The following is a 14,795-nucleotide window of genomic DNA, read 5'->3' as shown; positions in this document are numbered from 1 at the left end:
ACCGGACCGGCTGCCCGACCCGATGGACTGGCGGCAGGTGCCGGCGGCCACCGGCCTGCTGGCGACGTTCAACGCCGCCGGCGTGCTCAATGCCGCCGATGTACATGTCGCGGGGCGTTGTTGCGCGCTGGCAGAAGAGCCCAGCGAAGTCGTTGCGCTCGCAGTCGCATTGGCGGTCCGGGCGCTGCGGGAAGGCTCGGTGTGTGTGGACCTCGCCACCGTCGCCGAGGACATCGGCAGTGGGGCCGGCGACGGTGAGCTACCGTGGCCGGCGCCCGACGAACTGATCGCCGCGGTCGCGGGCAGTTCGTTGACGGGCACGGCCATCCGGCTGGACCACGAGCGGCTGGTGTATCTCGATCGCTACTGGCGCGAAGAACAGCAGGTGTGCGCCGACCTGCTGGCGCTGTCTGCACACGCGTCCCCCGCCATCACCGGCACAGAACTCGAACGCCTTTTCCCGCCAGCGCGTTTCGCCGAGCAGCGGGCCGCCGCGCAACTCGCGCTGACCCAGCCGGTGACCGTTCTGACCGGCGGCCCCGGCACCGGCAAGACCACGACCGTGGCCCGGCTGCTCGCGCTCCTGGCGCAGGCCGCGCACCCGGCCCGGCTGCGCATCGCACTCGCGGCGCCGACCGGGAAGGCCGCCGCCCGGCTCCAGGAGGCCGTCACGGCAGAGGTGGCCCGGCTCGAGGCCGCCGATCAGGAGCGGCTCAGCGGACTGCGCGCCGTCACGCTGCACCGGTTGCTCGGCCGGCGCCCCGACAGCGCCTCGCGGTTCAAGCATCACCGCGGCAACCGGTTGCCGCACGACGTCATCGTTGTCGACGAAACCTCCATGGTGTCGCTGACCCTGATGGCCCGGCTGCTCGAAGCCGTGCGGCCCGACGCCCGGCTGCTGCTGGTCGGCGATCCCGACCAGCTGACCTCGGTGCAGGCCGGCGCCGTGCTGGCCGACCTGGTCGACGGGCTGGCCGATCATCCGTCCATCAAGATTGCCGCGCTGCGTACCACGCACCGGTTCGGGGCGGCCATCGGCGGCCTGGCCGAGGCGATCCGGGCCGGCGACACCGATCAGGTGCTGACGCTGCTGCGCGCCGGGGACGCCGCAATCGAGTTCGTCGAGGATGCCGACCCGGCCGCGGTGCTGCGCCCGGTACTGGCGAGTCACGCGCTCAAGGTCCGCGAGTGCGCGCTACGGGGCGCCGGCGACGACGGCCTCGCCGCCATGGACGAGCACCGACTGCTGTGTGCGCACCGCGACGGCCCGTACGGGGTTCGGCACTGGAACCACCAGGTGGAACGCTGGCTCACCGACGAAACCGGGCAGGCCACGTGGTCGCCGTGGTACCCGGGCCGCCCGCTGTTGGTCACCGCCAACGACTACGCGCTCGGCATCTACAACGGCGACACCGGGCTGGTCACCGCAGGTCCTGACGGCGTGCAGGTGCACATCGCCGGAGCGACTGCGACGCAACAGTTCTCGCCGAGCCGCATCGTCGACGTCGAGACCATGTACGCACTGACCATTCACAAGAGCCAGGGCTCACAAGCCGACGAGGTGACGGTGATCCTGCCGCCCGCCGACTCCCGGCTGCTGACCCGCGAGCTGTTCTACACCGCCGTCACGCGCGCGAAGAAGAAGGTGCGCATCGTCGGGTCGGCCGACGAGGTTCGGGCCGCGGTGCAGCGGCAGGCACTGCGCGCGTCCGGGCTGCGGGACCGGCTGCGGGCCAGTACCTAGGGCCGCCCCAGCGGCGGCCCTAGGTGACAGCGGTCGCCACTGCCGCCAGCATCCGGTGGTCGAGGGGCGCAGGTATGGTCGGAGCGAACGCGACGATGGTACGCACGAGAAAGGCGGAGCGTGAGCAATCTTGAGGCGGAGCCCGTCGAATACGACTGTGCCGCCGGGCCTCCCAACCGCATCGAGATTCTCCAGCCTCGTGAGGTGCCACTCGGTGGCCCGCGGGCGATGCAGGTCCGTCGCACCCTGCCGCAACGTGATCGTTCGCTCGTCGGCGCGTGGTGTTTCGCCGACCACTACGGCCCGGAAGACGTCCGGACCCAGGCCGGCATGAATGTCCCGCCGCACCCGCACACCGGCCTGCAGACGGTCAGCTGGTTGTTCAGCGGCGAGATCGAACACCGCGACTCGCATGGTGTGCACGAGATGGTGCGGCCCGGCGAGCTGAACCTCATGACCGCCGGCGCCGGCATCTGCCACTCGGAGGTCTCCACGCCGGCGACGACCATCCTGCACGGAGTGCAGTTGTGGGTCGCGCTGCCGGACGCCGCGCGCCACGGCCCCCGTAACTTCGATCACTATGCGCCGCAACCGGTCTCATTCAGCGACGCCACGGTATCGGTGTTCCTCGGCACACTGGCCGGGCAGCAGTCGCCGGTGCACACGCACACTCCGCTGCTGGGCGCTCAGGTCGATCTACCGGCCGGCGCCACCGTCGAGTTCGAGGTCGACCCGACGTTCGAGCACGCCGTACTGCTCGATCAGGGCGCGCTGACCGTCGCCGATACGCCGGTGCAGCCGGCCGAAATGGCTTACCAGGGCGTCGGATCCACGCGCCTGACGCTCGCCAACACCGGTGCCGAACCGGCGCGCGCCGTCATCCTCGGTGGTAGGCCGTTCACCGAAGAACTGCTGATGTGGTGGAACTTCGTCGGCCGCACGCACGAGGAGATCGTCGAGTACCGCAATAAGTGGCAGGCCGAATCCGCACAATTCGGCGAAGTCATCGGGTATCAGGGTGGCCCGGCGCGGTTGCCCGCTCCCCCGCTCCCGACCACCCGCCTGGTCCCGCGGAAACCGCCCACCGGAGGAAAGGCCCGAGTGATGCTCACCGACAAGAACGGCGCACCCGTCGACGTGACCCAGGAAGCCGATCGGTTCAGCATCGCGGTCGACGGAAAGCCCGTGGGGCTCACCGCTTTCGTCGAGCACGGTGAGCAGCGGGTTTTTTACCACACGGAAATCGATCCGGCGTTCGGCGGGCGCGGACTGGCCACTGTGCTGATTGCCCAAGCGCTGGCGACCACCCGGCAACAGGGCAAGCGCATCGTGGCGATCTGCCCCATGGTCAAGGCGTACGTCGAGAAGCACCACGACTTCGACGACATCCTCGATCCGCGGACGCCTGAGATTCTGCGGCTGCTGCCGCATTAAACCGCCGGACGGTCAGCCTGCGTGCAGGCGCCGTTCGGGATGGTCGGCCAGCCAACGCTGTTCGACTCGGTTGACCCGCAGGTGCTCGAGCGTGATGACGAGTGCCCCCGCGGTGACCAACGCGCCCGCGATCAGGCCGAGCGGTAACTCGAGGTCCGCGCGGTGGTATGCGGTTGCGAAGACGAAGCCGGCGATGGTGACGATGCCGAGTGCGATCAGGCCCAGGCCAGGAAGCCACAGCGTGTCGATGAAGGATTCACCGGCGTGAGGCTGAGTGGTTCGGGAATGATCCACCGGATCGTGGTACGCGCCTTTCATTCGCGTCTCCCTTCTTGCAGAAGATGCTCTAAGGCTACGCCCAAATACCGGCCATAGTGAGATAGTTCACACTGGACCCCACCACCCCGCCGAGGACACACGGTCCGACGGCCCTCCGGGTGAAAATGGGCGGTTTGGGCGACTACTCAGAAGTTGCTAGCGCGGCGGCAGCGGCGCGGCCTGCGCGGGTGTCGCGGGCGGCGGCGTCAGCGCGGAACCGCGCACCCACTGGTCCCACGGCATGCTCCAGTCGCCGTTCTGGCTCAGCATCTGTGGCGGGCCGCCGGTGAACTTCACCTCGACGACGTCGCCGGGCACCGAGAAATCGTAGAACCACTTGGCGTTCTCGCTGTTGAGGTTCAGGCAGCCGTGCGAGGTGTTCTGTTTGCCCTGCGCCCAGATGGTCGCGTTCAGCTGGTGCAGGTAGATGCCGTCATGACTGATCCGGGTAGCCCACGGGATGGTCTCCTTGTAGCCGAGGCGGCTACCGATCGGCAGGCCGAACGTCGAGGAGTCCATGATCACCGGATTGGCCTTGTCCATCACGGTGTAGACACCCGGCGGCGTCCAGAACGAGATGACGGTGTTGCCGATGGTTTCGGTACCGCCCATGCCCATGGAAGTCGGCATGGTGCGCACCAGCTTGCCGTTGTCGAAGACGCTGACCTGGTGGGTGTGGTCGTCGGCGACCGAGACGTGGGCGTTGCCGATCCGGAACGACACGTGCTCGTCCTGCTGGCCGTAGGTACCGTCGCCGACCCTGACCCCGTAGATCTTGGCCGCGACGTCAACCGTCGTGCCCGGCGCGAAGTACTTCTCGGGTCGCCAGTGCGCGTTGGCATCGTCGACCCAGTGCCACGAGCCCGGCACCGGCGGGTTGGTGGTGACGACGAGATTGCGCTCAGCGGCGGCTTTGTCTTCGATCTTCTCGTCGAAATGCGCGACGACGACCGTGCCGATGCCGTAGGTCTCCCCATCCTTGAGGGAGGCGCCGGACACGGTGTTGAGGTACACCGCCGTCTGGTAGGTGGGGTCCAGCGTGGTGAAGCTGGAGGTCTGTCGCGACGGCATGCCCGAGGGCCCGCGCGCTTCGATGGTCATGGTGTACTTGCGGCCGTAGCCCAGCTGCTCCGCGGGCGTCCAGGTCTTGGCGTCGGGTGCGAGGGTCCCGGGAATCTCTTTTCCGGCGCCGTTGACCATCGTCACCGCGGTGATGGTGCCGCTCGTGGCGGTGACATTCACGGGCGCGGCCGGGCTGACGTCTTTCGCCCCACCGGCCGGTGTGACGGCCAGTACGGCTGGCGCGGGTGCGGCCGGCTGCGAGACGGACAGATCGCGCGCCGCGGCGACCACCTTGCAACCCTCCTGGCAGCGCGACGTCGACGACACCACGGTCCCACCGAGCACGGCAAGGACGGCCAGCGCAGCGGCCAGCCAGGCGCCACGGACACGGCGGGATGACGTCAACACAGCTCCAAAGTTCGGCGTCGGCCAGGAATTGTCTGATTTGTGTACTCGAGGTACCGCATCAGAGTAAGCGGTCGGCAGGGTTCTTTGCACGTCGTGTAAAGCTCGCCCTGAATTCACCACGGCGCCGCCTCGGCGTGTCGGCTGGCAAACGCTCGCCGATGTGTGCTAGATGCCGGTTCGGGGGTGTTTCGCCGGAGGTCGGCGGCGGCCGACCGGCCCGGCGATTCCGCCAAACATACGGCATCCCAACAGCTTTGGGTAACGCCGGCCCTACTGCGTCCAAATATGTTCGGCGCCAGAATAATTCACGACGCAGAGCGCGCTCTGCGTCGTGAATTCAGGGCCCGGCGAAAGGGCTACCGCCCGGCAAATCGCGTGAGAGATCCGCTGTGCATCGCGCGGCCGGCGCGGGCCTGCCGGAAGCCGATCAGCCCGCCCGCGCCCGTCAGCACCAGCAAGCCGGTGAAGCCGGGAACCGCGACGGCGGCGACCTCACCGAGACCGGCCGCACGGAGGTCGTCCGGGTATCCGGCCCGGTATGGCGCCGCCGCGACGAGCGCGTTGTCCGCCGCGAAAACCCGATCCGCCGGGGCAGGTCCGCCGGTGGGCAGCTCGCCGATGCCGTCGGCGTGACCGGCAAAACGTGAATCCAGCTGCGCCCCACCGGATGCCGGCGGGCTGACGTGCACACCGAACCCGCGCCCAAGGGGGACGGCCGGCGTGACACCGGGGAACGGAGTGGTCAGGGTCGACGTCAGCGAGGCCGCGGCGGCGGTAAACCCGTTGACCACCGGCAGCGCCTGCGCCACAGCAAATCCGGGCAATGCGGCCACGCTGACGATCGGGTCGCCGATGGCCGCGGGCAGCGGTCCCGTCAACGCCGTCACCGGCGCCAAGGGTGCGTCCGCCACCACGACGGCGGTCTGACCGGCCGCGGCACTCGCCTGGAGCAACGAGGCGGAGACCGACTGAACAGACGATGCCACCGCAGGGGTTTCGGCAATGTTCCCAGGTTCGCTGGCAGCTGCGCTCACGGTTGTGTTGACGGCGCCCGACGGCTGACTGGTCGACGTACTCGAGGACGAACTCGTGGACGCGATGTTGGAGCCGTTGCGCCCGTCACCGAACTTGGGCGCCAGTTGCTGGCTGCCCGAGGGCGAGACGCCGAAGCTGGAGAGAGCGCCGGTGCCTGCCGTGGCCGCAGCGGACGTCAGCCCACCGAGCGTCCTACCCAGGTCCCCGATGGACGGCAGGCCCGGACGCGAAGTGCCCGAGCTGTCGCCACCCGAACCGGATGACGTAGCGGGAGCGAGCGGCACGTCAAGGGGTGCAGCGTGCGCCAATCCGGCACCGAATACCGGTGCGGCGACCAACCACGTCACCGCTGCCATCCTCAGGTGCGTCGCCACGCTGCGTCCATCCTCTCGAAGCAGGCCGTCAGCGGCCTCCGTCTAGTTTGCCACGAGAATTTGCTATTGCGAAAATTTCTGTGACCGGCACGACCATATTAAGCCAGTCGGCGCCAGAAATCAGAACGGGACGGTAGGGAGATACTTACCGTCCAGGGTGATGACCGCACGTTCGCCACCATCAGGGTCAGCAACTTTCTTCACATCCAGCCGGAAGTTGATGGCGGAGATGATGCCGTCGCCGAACTGCTCATGGACCAGCGCTTTGAGGGTGGTGCCGTAGACCTGCAGCATCTCGTAGAAGCGGTAGATGGTTGGGTCGGTGGGCACGCCACCCGGGATGGAGCCGCGGGTCGGGATGGTCTGCAGCAACCGGACCGCGTCCTCGTCCAGTCCCAGCAGCGCACCGACGGCCTTGGCCGATTCTTCCGGCAGGGCATGCTGGCCGAGGATGGCCGCGGTCGTGAACGCCACGGATAGGCCGGCGGCGTCGGCAAGCTGCTGCCAGGACAGGTCCTTACGCGTCTTGGCCTCGACGGCGGCGGCAGCCAGGAGCTGACGGGCGGTGGGGTCGAACTGTGCGTGGATCATGGCGGGCTTCCTTCCGGGGTGAGGCTTCGCGAACGCGGCGTCAGTGCCGGATCAATGCTGCGCCCAGGTGCCGTACGGCACCATCGGGCTGGTCCCGAACGGCACGTAGGGGTTGGCGCCGCCGAGGAAGGAGTCCTGCGCATACACCGGAACCGGCCCGGGCAGCGCCACGGTTCCCCCGTTGTCCGCCAGCGCCGGAGCGGCCAGACCGATGCCGACCGCGGCCAGTCCAGCGCCGATCAGTCCAGCTGTCACGGCGGCGAGGTTGTTGTTCTTCATGATGATGATGCTTCCTTTCTTGCTGCATTCACCATGCATGAACAGCATCTATAACGTCCAATAGATGAATTTCAAGTGAACCATAGGCAGCGTCTATAGTTGAAGTTATGGCCGGACTCGAGCTCCGTCACCTGCGGTATCTGCTCGCCGTCGCTGAGCACGGCAACTTTTCCCGGGCCGCTGAAGACCTATATGTGTCGCAACCCACGCTCTCTCAGCAGATCAAACAGCTGGAACATGAGCTCGGCGTCCAGCTGCTCGACCGCAGTGGCCGCACGGTGCGACTGACCGATGCCGGCGCCGCCTTCGCCGAGCGCGCCCGCAGTGCTCTCCGCGAGCTGGCCGCCGCCGAACGTGCCATCGAGGATGTCCAAGACCTCTCGCGCGGGCACCTGCGCCTGGGGATCACGCCGACGTTCATCACCTATCTCATCGGCCCGCTCACCGCCGAGCTGTACGCCCGTCATCCCGGGATCAGCCTGACGGTGGCCGAGATGCCCCAGGACAACATCGAAGCGGGCCTGCTCGCCGACGACCTCGACGTTGGCATCGCGTTCGTCGGCACTCCGGTTCCCGGCATCGACGCCGCCGCACTGTTCACCGAGCACCTCGGCCTCGTGACCAGCGGTGTACGCGCCCGGAGCCTGCCGGCCCCGCTTCCCGTCGGGGCGCTGGACGCCGTCCACCTGGCCCTGCTGAGCAGCGACTTCCTCACTCGCACGCACATCGACACGTACTTTGCGGCGCACCACGTTGACCCGCGGATCACCGTCGAGGCCAACTCTGTCCAGGCCCTCACCGAGATCGTGCAGCGCACGCCGCTGGCGACGGTCCTGCCCGACGCCGTCACGCACGAACATCCGCACCTGACGCCGGTGCCGCTGGACCCGCCGATACCGACGCGCACCGTCGCCCTCCTGCGCCGGGACGGCGGCTATCAGAGTGCGGCGGCATCGGCCTTCGTGCGGCTCACCCACGAACTCGTCGCCGCGCGGGGTTACGCGACGCCCGGGTGATTCACCGCCGAACCCCGGTTGTTGTCCTGCAACGTATTTCGCGCTACTGCCCCACCGGAGCAGTCGGGCACAGCAGTCCTCCCACTCTCAATTTATGGCAGACCCCGGGGCTTGCGGCAAGGCCCCGGTCGTGCCGCACAATCGTCCGGCCAGGTGCTGCGACGAATGGGGGATGTCATGCCGAACACACCGAAGCCGTTTGAAGTGCACGAGTCGGGGGCGCTGCTGCACGGCACCCGAGCCGATCTATCGGTCGGCGATCTGCTGCTCCCCGGACGTGCGTCGAACTACGAAGAGGGCCGGATCTCGAACCACGTCTACGTCACCCGGACGCTGGATGCCGCGGCATGGGGAGCCGAACTCGCGGCCGGCGACGGCCGCTGCCGCATCTACGTCGTCGAGCCACAGGGCGACGTGGAGGATGACCCGAATGTGACGGACAAGAAGCTGCCGGGAAATCCGACCCACTCCTACCGCACCCGGGAGCCGGTACGAATCGTCGGCGAACTCGCCGACTGGGTCGGGCATTCGACCGAACAGCAACAGGTCATGCGCGACGGCCTGGCCGACCTCCAACGCCGTGGACTCGCCGTCATCTACGACTGACGAGGACGCATGATTACTTACGAAACCATCGATCCCTGGGCCGCGCTCGCCGATCGCACGAGACGGACGATCTTCAAGCGGTTGGCCGACGAAGAAGGGAAACGCTCGTGACAACCGAGGTGACACCGATTCGCAAGAGCGACGTCGTCGCAGAGGAGGCGTGATGGCGGCGCACCCGTCGACGATGGATCTGGCCACCGACGAGCGCCGCGACCTCGCCGCCTACCTGCGGACGTTGTCCGACGCCGACTGGAACGCCGCCAGCCTCTGCGCCGGGTGGTCGGTGAAAGACGTTGTCTCGCACCTCGTGAGTTATGAGGAACTCAGCACATTCGGTTTGTTGCAGCGATTCGTCCGCGGGCGGATCGTGCGCGCCAATGAAGTCGGCGTTCACGACTTCGCGTCGTACACCCCTGCTCAGCTGGTCGACTTCCTGGAAGCACACCTGCGTCCGCGAGGACTGACATCTGGATTCGGCGGGATGATCGGCCTGGTGGACGGGACGGTCCATCATCAGGACATCCGTCGCGCGCTCGGTCACCCACGCACCATCCCGGCCGAACGACTCGAGCGCATCCTGCCGGCCGTCCCGGGCAATCCGAGACTGGGTGCCGGCAAGCGGATTAGGGGACTGCATCTGCGGGCCACCGATGTCGATTGGGAACACGGCAGCGGACCCGAAGTGACCGGCACCGGCGAGGCACTGCTGATGGCCATGACCGGTCGCCCGGCAGTCCTCGACGAATTGAGCGGCCCGGGCCGGCCGGCCCTCGCCGCGCGGCTGCGCTAGTCAGCCGCCGAGAAGATCCGGTCGCGCAATGCTGCGATACCGGTGCCGAACATCGGCTAGTGCGGATGAGCTTCGTGGCCGGCCTGGTGATCGTGGCCCTCATGCCCGGAGTCGGGTGAGCCGCCCATCATGCGCAGCATCGGGATGCCGCCGGTGCGGATGAAGCGGATCACCAGCACCGCGGCCAGCAGCAGGAAGGCGATGTTGAGCCAGGTGGTGTAGTTCCAGGAGATGCCGCTCTCCATCACCATGGCGTTGCGCTGGGTGGGGACGAGACCGGTTGCGCCGAAAAGCAATTCGACAAGATAGCCCGCCGCGACCATCGAGACGTAAAAGGTGGCCAGCAGCGTCAGCATCATCCGGGTGCCGTAGTACTTCCGGTAGATGTTGAGGATCGGCAGGATCAGCAGGTCGGCGAAGATGAAGGCGACCACGCCACCGAAGCTGATGCCGCCGTTCCACAGCACGGCGGCCAGCGGCACATTGCCGATGGAGCAGACGAATGACACGATCGCCACCACCGGCCCGACGACCGGCCCCCAGACCGCGGCCCACGTCGGGTCGTCGGCGAGGAAGAAATTCTCCCAGAACGCATTTGGTACCCACGCGCCGATGGCCCCGGCGATGAGCAGTCCGACGATGAGGTCACGCAGGATTGCCGCCCACTCCATGACGAACACGTGCGACACCGAAGTGAACCCGGGCGCCGAGAACAGGCGCTTGGCGAACGAGCCCTCGCCCTGCACCGACATGTCCATCGCGGCATGGCCTTCCATCGACCCGGCGATGCCCTGCTCTGCCTGCACGCGGGCATCGTCGATGAGCCGGCTCCTGACGAACAACCGGAACAACACCGCGAGCACGACGATCATGATCGGGCCGCCCACGAACTCCGCGGCGGTGAACTGCCAGCCCATCAGCAGGGCCAGGATGATGCCGAGCTCGACGACGAGGTTGGTGGAGCCGATCTCGAACGCCATCGCGGCCGTGAAGTTGGCGCCCTTGCGAAACAGCGAGCGGGCCAGCGCCACTGCCGCGTACGAGCACGACGACGATGCCGCACCGAGCCCCGCCGCGATCGCCAGGGTTTTCGGCTTGTCGTCGCCGAGCAGGCGCACGATCGTCGACTTCCGGACGACAGCTTGCACCACTGCCGACAGCGCGAACCCGAGGATCAGCGCCCAGAGAATCTCCCACGTCATCGAACCGGCCAGGGCCAAGGCGTGACCGATCGCGGCGATTACGGCGTCCACCCCAGTGACGTTAACCCGTCAGCGGCAATCCGAATCGCCGAGCGAGGGGTTTGCGCGGAAAATCGGCCGGATCTCCTCGTCATGCCCCACGCTCGACGGAGGTTTAAACCGGGCTGCCAATGAAGTCGATGCCGGCGGTGATCGCCGGGCGGTGCCGCAGCATGCGGTAATGGGCCAGCTTTCCGAGCCCCTTGGTGGTCAGCAGCTGGGCACCGGGCCACGACGCAGCGAGTTTCTCGCTCGACGAATAGGGGCTGTCCGGGTCGTCCGGGTCGTGGACGAGCAGCAGCGGCGGGCGGCCCGCCCGCGCCGCGAGGTTGACCATGTTCGTCTCTTCCAGCGACATGCCGATCCGGCGCACCAGTCGCCTCTGCAGGCCGGCCCGGATCCGCGGGCCGAAGTTATGCCGGGCGGCGAACAGGTCCAGGTACATGGGGTAGTCGCCCATCGGCGCCAGCAGCACCAGGCGGCCGACCTTCGCGCCATTCACGGCCGCGGCCATGGTGGTCGCGTTGGCCCCGAGCGAATGCGCGACGACGGCGTGGGCCGGCCCGTGCTCCCGGATGACGGCCGCGACCGCATCGGCACATTCGATGGCGGTGGTGCGTCCCGGCGCGAGCGCACCCGGGTCGGACTCGTTGTGGCTGGGCAGGTCGAAGGCGATGACGCGGTAGCCGGCCGCCACGAGCGGCTTGACGAACATCCCCAGGTGGGGACGGCGCCCGCCCCAGCCGTGCACCAGGTACACCGGCGGTCCGTCGCCCCAGGATTCACCGACGACGCGGTGGCCGTCCCAGTGCGCTTCCAGCGGAGCGCCCGGCCCGACGCCAGGCGGCATGCGCAGACTCTGCTCGATGATCGGCGGCGTGCACCACAGCTCGGTGGCCCACCGGGATCCGATGGGCGGCACGAAACGCTCGAGCAGCGCGAACTGCTTGCGAATCTTCGGGTCTACCGGCGGTTGCACACCGGAGCCCTCTACGTCGAGCACGACGTCCTGATCCGAAGTGGACTCGACCATGCGTCAAATCCTAACGACCGCCCCGTGCGCGCATGCCGTACATCGGTCTCAGAGCGGGCGTCAGAGCGGAGTGAACCGCACCCGGTACATGGCGGGCCAATTCTTGCCGGTGAGCAGGAACTCCCCCGCGCCGACGTGCGCGATGCCGTTGAGTATGTCGGCGGGCTTGTGCGGCGCATCGAGCAGACCGTCGGCATACACCAGCGACGTGACGACGCCGGAGGTCGCGTCGATCTGGACGATCCTGTCGGCCGGAAACACGTTGGCCCAGATCTGGTTGTCGAAGCAGGTGAGACTGTTGAGCCCGGTTACCGGTTCTCCGTTGTGGGTGACCGTCATGACGCCCGTTTCGTGCATGTCGCCGAGCTGGTGGAAATGCAAGCGGGCCGACCCGTCGCTGCGGATCAGACGCTGACCGTCATTGCACAGCCCCCAGCCGTCGCCGTCTAGGGGAACTTCTCGCAGCATGGTCAGCGTGGCCTTGTCCCACTCGATGGCTACGCCGTTCTGGTAGGTCAACTGCCAGATGTGGTCACCGTCATCTGCAATTCCCTCACCGAAATATGCCGGCGGCAACGGCGCGGCGCGGCGCAGCTGGCCGGTGGCGGCATCCAACTCCCGCAACTGCGAGCGGCCGACCAGCCCCGAACTTTCGTAAACCGTTGCGCCGCTGCTGAATAACCCCTCGGTGAAAGCATCTGGGTCGTGGTCCAGACGGCTCACTACCGCCGGGCGCAACAGGGTCACGGTTCCGGAATCCGCCCGCGTCACCGGGGTTTCTGCGGACACGACGAGCAGTGCGATCAACAACGCACCTACCCGCCTCATGGCGGTGAAAGTATCACCCGAACCCCGTTCGACCCGGACGAGCGCGGCGCGGGGACCCGCTTCGCGACTGCACTGCGGCGACGCCGGCGAGGTGAGATCCGGCCACGTGCAATGCGTTTGACTTGCGGCTCCACCACCAACCTGTGTTTTTCCTTGAGGCAAGCTGAAGAAGTGATGGGAGTATCCGGATTAGCAGCGAAGCAACGATGAGATAACAGAGGCGCAACAAACGATTGGCTATATGACCCTGCGGCAAGGACCGAACGGGCACCAGGCACGTTGGGCCGCAACGAAAGCTGAGGCACCGCATGGCAAACCCGTCTCTCCTCAGGCCAGTGACCTTACTGTCACCGAAGCGCATCGCCGCCATCGCCGCAGCATCGATCTGCATGATCGCTGCGGTAGAGGTACAGCCGGCGCATGCCGACCCTGCCGAGATGGCTCCGCAGGTGTACGACAAGGTCAGCCGTGATGGGTGGCATCTGCAGATCAAGATCGATCATGAGTCGATCAATTCGGTGCCGAACCTGGCCGCGGCGGTGAACTCGCGGGAGGGCTTTGTGACCGCGTCGGGAACGGCGACCGCGACCGGTGGCTCGAGCCCGATCACCGACAGCATCTTCATCCTGGGGTACCAGTTGGGTTGCCAGTCCGACGTTTCGACCGGTCTGCAGCTCGGCGGTACCGGTGGCGCGGCGGGTTCGGCCGGGCTGCCATTGACCGGGGTCAGCGGCACGATCGGTGCGGCCGGGTTCGTGCAGACGGTGATCCAGCCGGGTGTGATCGTGGATCTGCCGTTGGCGAACATGGCACTGTCCGACAGTGGCACCGCGATGCTCGACATCGACAACATTCACATCAAGGCCGACGCCTGTGGTGGTGATGTCAACATTCGGTCCTATGCCTACCTGAGGATTTCGACTGCCAAGTCGCACACGGAGTTCGCGATCTACGGCGACCCGAGCAAGATCTGACGCAAGGGGAATCGAATCATCATGTCGCTCAAAGGACTAGGGCCGAAGGCGCTGGGTGTGATCCTGGGGTTGGTGGGGATACCGCTGGCGCCGGGGGTGGCCGATGCCCAGCCGCCGGCGCCGGTGTTGCCATGGTTCCCGGGTCCACCGGTCCCGGTGAGCCCGACCATGGGTAGCTACACGTTCGCCCCGAACTGGATCACCAGCCCTCCGCCGGCTGCGTACGACGCTCGCGGAGTCCGGGCGTCGGCCAGCGTCGACCCCGCCATGAACGCCGACGGCTTGCCCGGCAGCGCGTTGGGGCTGAGCCCCAACAAGGCCAATCTGCTGACCTCCAGCAGTACCCGGTACCGGATCGGGGCCGGGATGAGTCCGAACCCCACGCTGCCCACGGTGGCCCCGGGTACGAACATCGGGGCAGGCATGGAGGTTCCCACTCTCGAGGATCCGGGCGGTGCGGCACCGAAGACGGCACCGGGCGCCGAATCGGCGCAGCCGACCACCGCGCCCGTGGTGCCGGGGCAGCCGGCGCCGATCTTGGAGGCGGCCACCGGGCAGCCGGCGGCGGCCACGCCGACCTCGACACCGGAGCCGGCACCGTCGGGTCCGCCACCGGTTCAGGTGCCCGCCGGGGTGTCGCCGAGTTCGTGAAGCGACGCAACGGATTAGCCGGGGCCGGGGCGGTCGTGGCCGCCCTGGTTGCCGGCTGTTCGGCCCAGCACGGCGGGGCCCCCGGCACCACGGCGGCGGCGAGCTCGCCGTCGTCGGCAGCGTCATCGTCGCAGGCGGCGGGGCCGTGCACGCTGCCGCATTTCGGAAACCTCATCGAGTGGCTACACGAGCCCGGAGAGCCCGACCGCGCTATCCGAATCAGTGACATCGACGCGACCAAATGCGAACCGACACTGAACAATTGGACGGCCAACCTGGTCGAGCGCCCGGGTGTGTGCTACATGATCGGCTGGGAATCGGCCAATCCCGGGTACAACAACATGGCCGTACCGGCGCCGCGGTTGCCCAAGGCCATGGACACCATCGGCGACGGTTGCTGACAACCGACAA

General features: G+C 67.4%; 16 protein-coding genes and 1 pseudogene. 9 read left to right on the top strand and 8 right to left on the bottom strand.

Annotated features, from left to right (window positions below; translation table 11 throughout):
- Window positions 1-22: 22 nt before the first annotated feature.
- From recD to AC3WTE_RS16370, 3 genes and pseudogenes are all read left to right on the top strand, one after another.
- Entirely contained in the window at window positions 23-1,744 is a 1,722-nt protein-coding gene (gene recD, locus AC3WTE_RS16380; protein ID WP_492439208.1) for an exodeoxyribonuclease V subunit alpha, read from the top strand.
- 120 nt (window positions 1,745-1,864) lie between these two features.
- A pseudogene (locus AC3WTE_RS16375) lies at window positions 1,865-2,830 on the top strand (pirin family protein); the annotation flags it as partial.
- 18 nt (window positions 2,831-2,848) lie between these two features.
- Complete coding sequence (locus tag AC3WTE_RS16370; RefSeq protein ID WP_492439206.1) at window positions 2,849-3,178, top strand: GNAT family N-acetyltransferase; 330 nt, start codon at window positions 2,849-2,851, stop codon at window positions 3,176-3,178.
- A gap of 12 nt (window positions 3,179-3,190) precedes the next feature.
- On the opposite strand, the gene usfY is transcribed toward AC3WTE_RS16370, so the two are convergent.
- The 5 genes from usfY to AC3WTE_RS16345 all read right to left on the bottom strand — a co-directional run bounded on the left by usfY (window position 3,191) and on the right by AC3WTE_RS16345 (window position 7,245).
- Window positions 3,191-3,496 (bottom strand): protein UsfY, encoded by a 306-nt coding sequence (gene usfY, locus AC3WTE_RS16365; RefSeq protein ID WP_492439075.1) that lies wholly within the window; start codon window positions 3,494-3,496, stop codon window positions 3,191-3,193.
- Between the two features lie 156 nt (window positions 3,497-3,652).
- Window positions 3,653-4,966 (bottom strand): L,D-transpeptidase, encoded by a 1,314-nt coding sequence (locus AC3WTE_RS16360; protein WP_492439073.1) that lies wholly within the window; start codon window positions 4,964-4,966, stop codon window positions 3,653-3,655.
- 356 nt (window positions 4,967-5,322) lie between these two features.
- The gene (locus AC3WTE_RS16355; RefSeq protein WP_492439071.1) at window positions 5,323-6,375 is read right to left on the bottom strand and encodes a hypothetical protein; all 1,053 of its coding nucleotides are present in this window, start codon (window positions 6,373-6,375) and stop codon (window positions 5,323-5,325) included.
- Between the two features lie 120 nt (window positions 6,376-6,495).
- The gene (gene cynS / locus AC3WTE_RS16350; RefSeq protein ID WP_492439069.1) at window positions 6,496-6,966 is read right to left on the bottom strand and encodes a cyanase; all 471 of its coding nucleotides are present in this window, start codon (window positions 6,964-6,966) and stop codon (window positions 6,496-6,498) included.
- Between the two features lie 51 nt (window positions 6,967-7,017).
- On the bottom strand, window positions 7,018-7,245 hold the full coding sequence (locus AC3WTE_RS16345; RefSeq protein ID WP_492439067.1) for a hypothetical protein: 228 nt from the start codon (window positions 7,243-7,245) through the stop codon (window positions 7,018-7,020).
- 107 nt (window positions 7,246-7,352) lie between these two features.
- On the opposite strand from AC3WTE_RS16345, the gene cynR reads away from it, so the two are divergent.
- The 3 genes from cynR to AC3WTE_RS16330 all read left to right on the top strand — a co-directional run bounded on the left by cynR (window position 7,353) and on the right by AC3WTE_RS16330 (window position 9,657).
- On the top strand, window positions 7,353-8,261 hold the full coding sequence (gene cynR, locus AC3WTE_RS16340) for a transcriptional regulator CynR (protein WP_492439065.1): 909 nt from the start codon (window positions 7,353-7,355) through the stop codon (window positions 8,259-8,261).
- Between the two features lie 177 nt (window positions 8,262-8,438).
- Window positions 8,439-8,867: an NAD(+)--rifampin ADP-ribosyltransferase gene (arr, locus tag AC3WTE_RS16335; RefSeq protein ID WP_492439064.1), complete on the top strand. Its 429-nt coding sequence runs from the start codon at window positions 8,439-8,441 to the stop codon at window positions 8,865-8,867.
- A 163-nt stretch (window positions 8,868-9,030) separates the two neighbouring features.
- Window positions 9,031-9,657, top strand: coding sequence for a maleylpyruvate isomerase family mycothiol-dependent enzyme (locus AC3WTE_RS16330; RefSeq protein WP_492439062.1), 627 nt, complete (start codon window positions 9,031-9,033; stop codon window positions 9,655-9,657).
- Between the two features lie 56 nt (window positions 9,658-9,713).
- Here AC3WTE_RS16330 and AC3WTE_RS16325 read toward each other — a convergent pair whose 3' ends face one another.
- From AC3WTE_RS16325 to AC3WTE_RS16315, 3 genes are all read right to left on the bottom strand, one after another.
- Entirely contained in the window at window positions 9,714-10,910 is a 1,197-nt protein-coding gene (locus AC3WTE_RS16325; protein ID WP_492439060.1) for a permease, read from the bottom strand.
- A gap of 103 nt (window positions 10,911-11,013) precedes the next feature.
- Complete coding sequence (locus tag AC3WTE_RS16320; protein ID WP_492439058.1) at window positions 11,014-11,931, bottom strand: alpha/beta fold hydrolase; 918 nt, start codon at window positions 11,929-11,931, stop codon at window positions 11,014-11,016.
- A 60-nt stretch (window positions 11,932-11,991) separates the two neighbouring features.
- Window positions 11,992-12,759, bottom strand: coding sequence for a glutaminyl-peptide cyclotransferase (locus tag AC3WTE_RS16315; RefSeq protein ID WP_492439057.1), 768 nt, complete (start codon window positions 12,757-12,759; stop codon window positions 11,992-11,994).
- Window positions 12,760-13,148: 389 nt separating this feature from the next.
- Between AC3WTE_RS16315 and AC3WTE_RS16310 the strand changes: the two genes are divergently transcribed.
- From AC3WTE_RS16310 to AC3WTE_RS16300, 3 genes are read left to right on the top strand one after another with little or no spacing between them, the layout of a single operon-like run.
- Window positions 13,149-13,733 carry an MspA family porin gene (locus AC3WTE_RS16310; protein WP_459370481.1) on the top strand — a complete coding sequence of 195 codons (585 nt, stop codon included), beginning with the start codon at window positions 13,149-13,151 and terminating at the stop codon, window positions 13,731-13,733.
- 21 nt (window positions 13,734-13,754) lie between these two features.
- Entirely contained in the window at window positions 13,755-14,384 is a 630-nt protein-coding gene (locus AC3WTE_RS16305; protein WP_492439055.1) for a hypothetical protein, read from the top strand.
- Window positions 14,381-14,785: a hypothetical protein gene (locus AC3WTE_RS16300; RefSeq protein ID WP_492439054.1), complete on the top strand. Its 405-nt coding sequence runs from the start codon at window positions 14,381-14,383 to the stop codon at window positions 14,783-14,785. The genes AC3WTE_RS16305 and AC3WTE_RS16300 overlap by 4 nt, the downstream gene beginning before the upstream one ends.
- The last annotated feature ends 10 nt before the right edge of the window (window positions 14,786-14,795 follow it).

The sequence above is a fragment of the Mycobacterium sp. FW102-FHT13B02 genome, from assembly GCF_058790275.1.
This window is presented reverse-complemented; position numbering and strand designations above follow the sequence as displayed.

Coding starts and splice junctions, on each gene's coding strand:
- cynS (WP_492439069.1), bottom strand. CDS start 6,966: ATGATCCACGCACAGTTCGACCCCACCGCCCGTCAGCTCCTGGCTGCC.
- AC3WTE_RS16310 (WP_459370481.1), top strand. CDS start 13,149: ATGATCGCTGCGGTAGAGGTACAGCCGGCGCATGCCGACCCTGCCGAG.
- AC3WTE_RS16305 (WP_492439055.1), top strand. CDS start 13,755: ATGTCGCTCAAAGGACTAGGGCCGAAGGCGCTGGGTGTGATCCTGGGG.
- AC3WTE_RS16345 (WP_492439067.1), bottom strand. CDS start 7,245: ATGAAGAACAACAACCTCGCCGCCGTGACAGCTGGACTGATCGGCGCT.
- cynR (WP_492439065.1), top strand. CDS start 7,353: ATGGCCGGACTCGAGCTCCGTCACCTGCGGTATCTGCTCGCCGTCGCT.
- recD (WP_492439208.1), top strand. CDS start 23: ATGGACTGGCGGCAGGTGCCGGCGGCCACCGGCCTGCTGGCGACGTTC.
- arr (WP_492439064.1), top strand. CDS start 8,439: ATGCCGAACACACCGAAGCCGTTTGAAGTGCACGAGTCGGGGGCGCTG.
- AC3WTE_RS16320 (WP_492439058.1), bottom strand. CDS start 11,931: ATGGTCGAGTCCACTTCGGATCAGGACGTCGTGCTCGACGTAGAGGGC.
- AC3WTE_RS16315 (WP_492439057.1), bottom strand. CDS start 12,759: ATGAGGCGGGTAGGTGCGTTGTTGATCGCACTGCTCGTCGTGTCCGCA.
- AC3WTE_RS16330 (WP_492439062.1), top strand. CDS start 9,031: ATGGCGGCGCACCCGTCGACGATGGATCTGGCCACCGACGAGCGCCGC.
- usfY (WP_492439075.1), bottom strand. CDS start 3,496: ATGAAAGGCGCGTACCACGATCCGGTGGATCATTCCCGAACCACTCAG.
- AC3WTE_RS16370 (WP_492439206.1), top strand. CDS start 2,849: ATGCTCACCGACAAGAACGGCGCACCCGTCGACGTGACCCAGGAAGCC.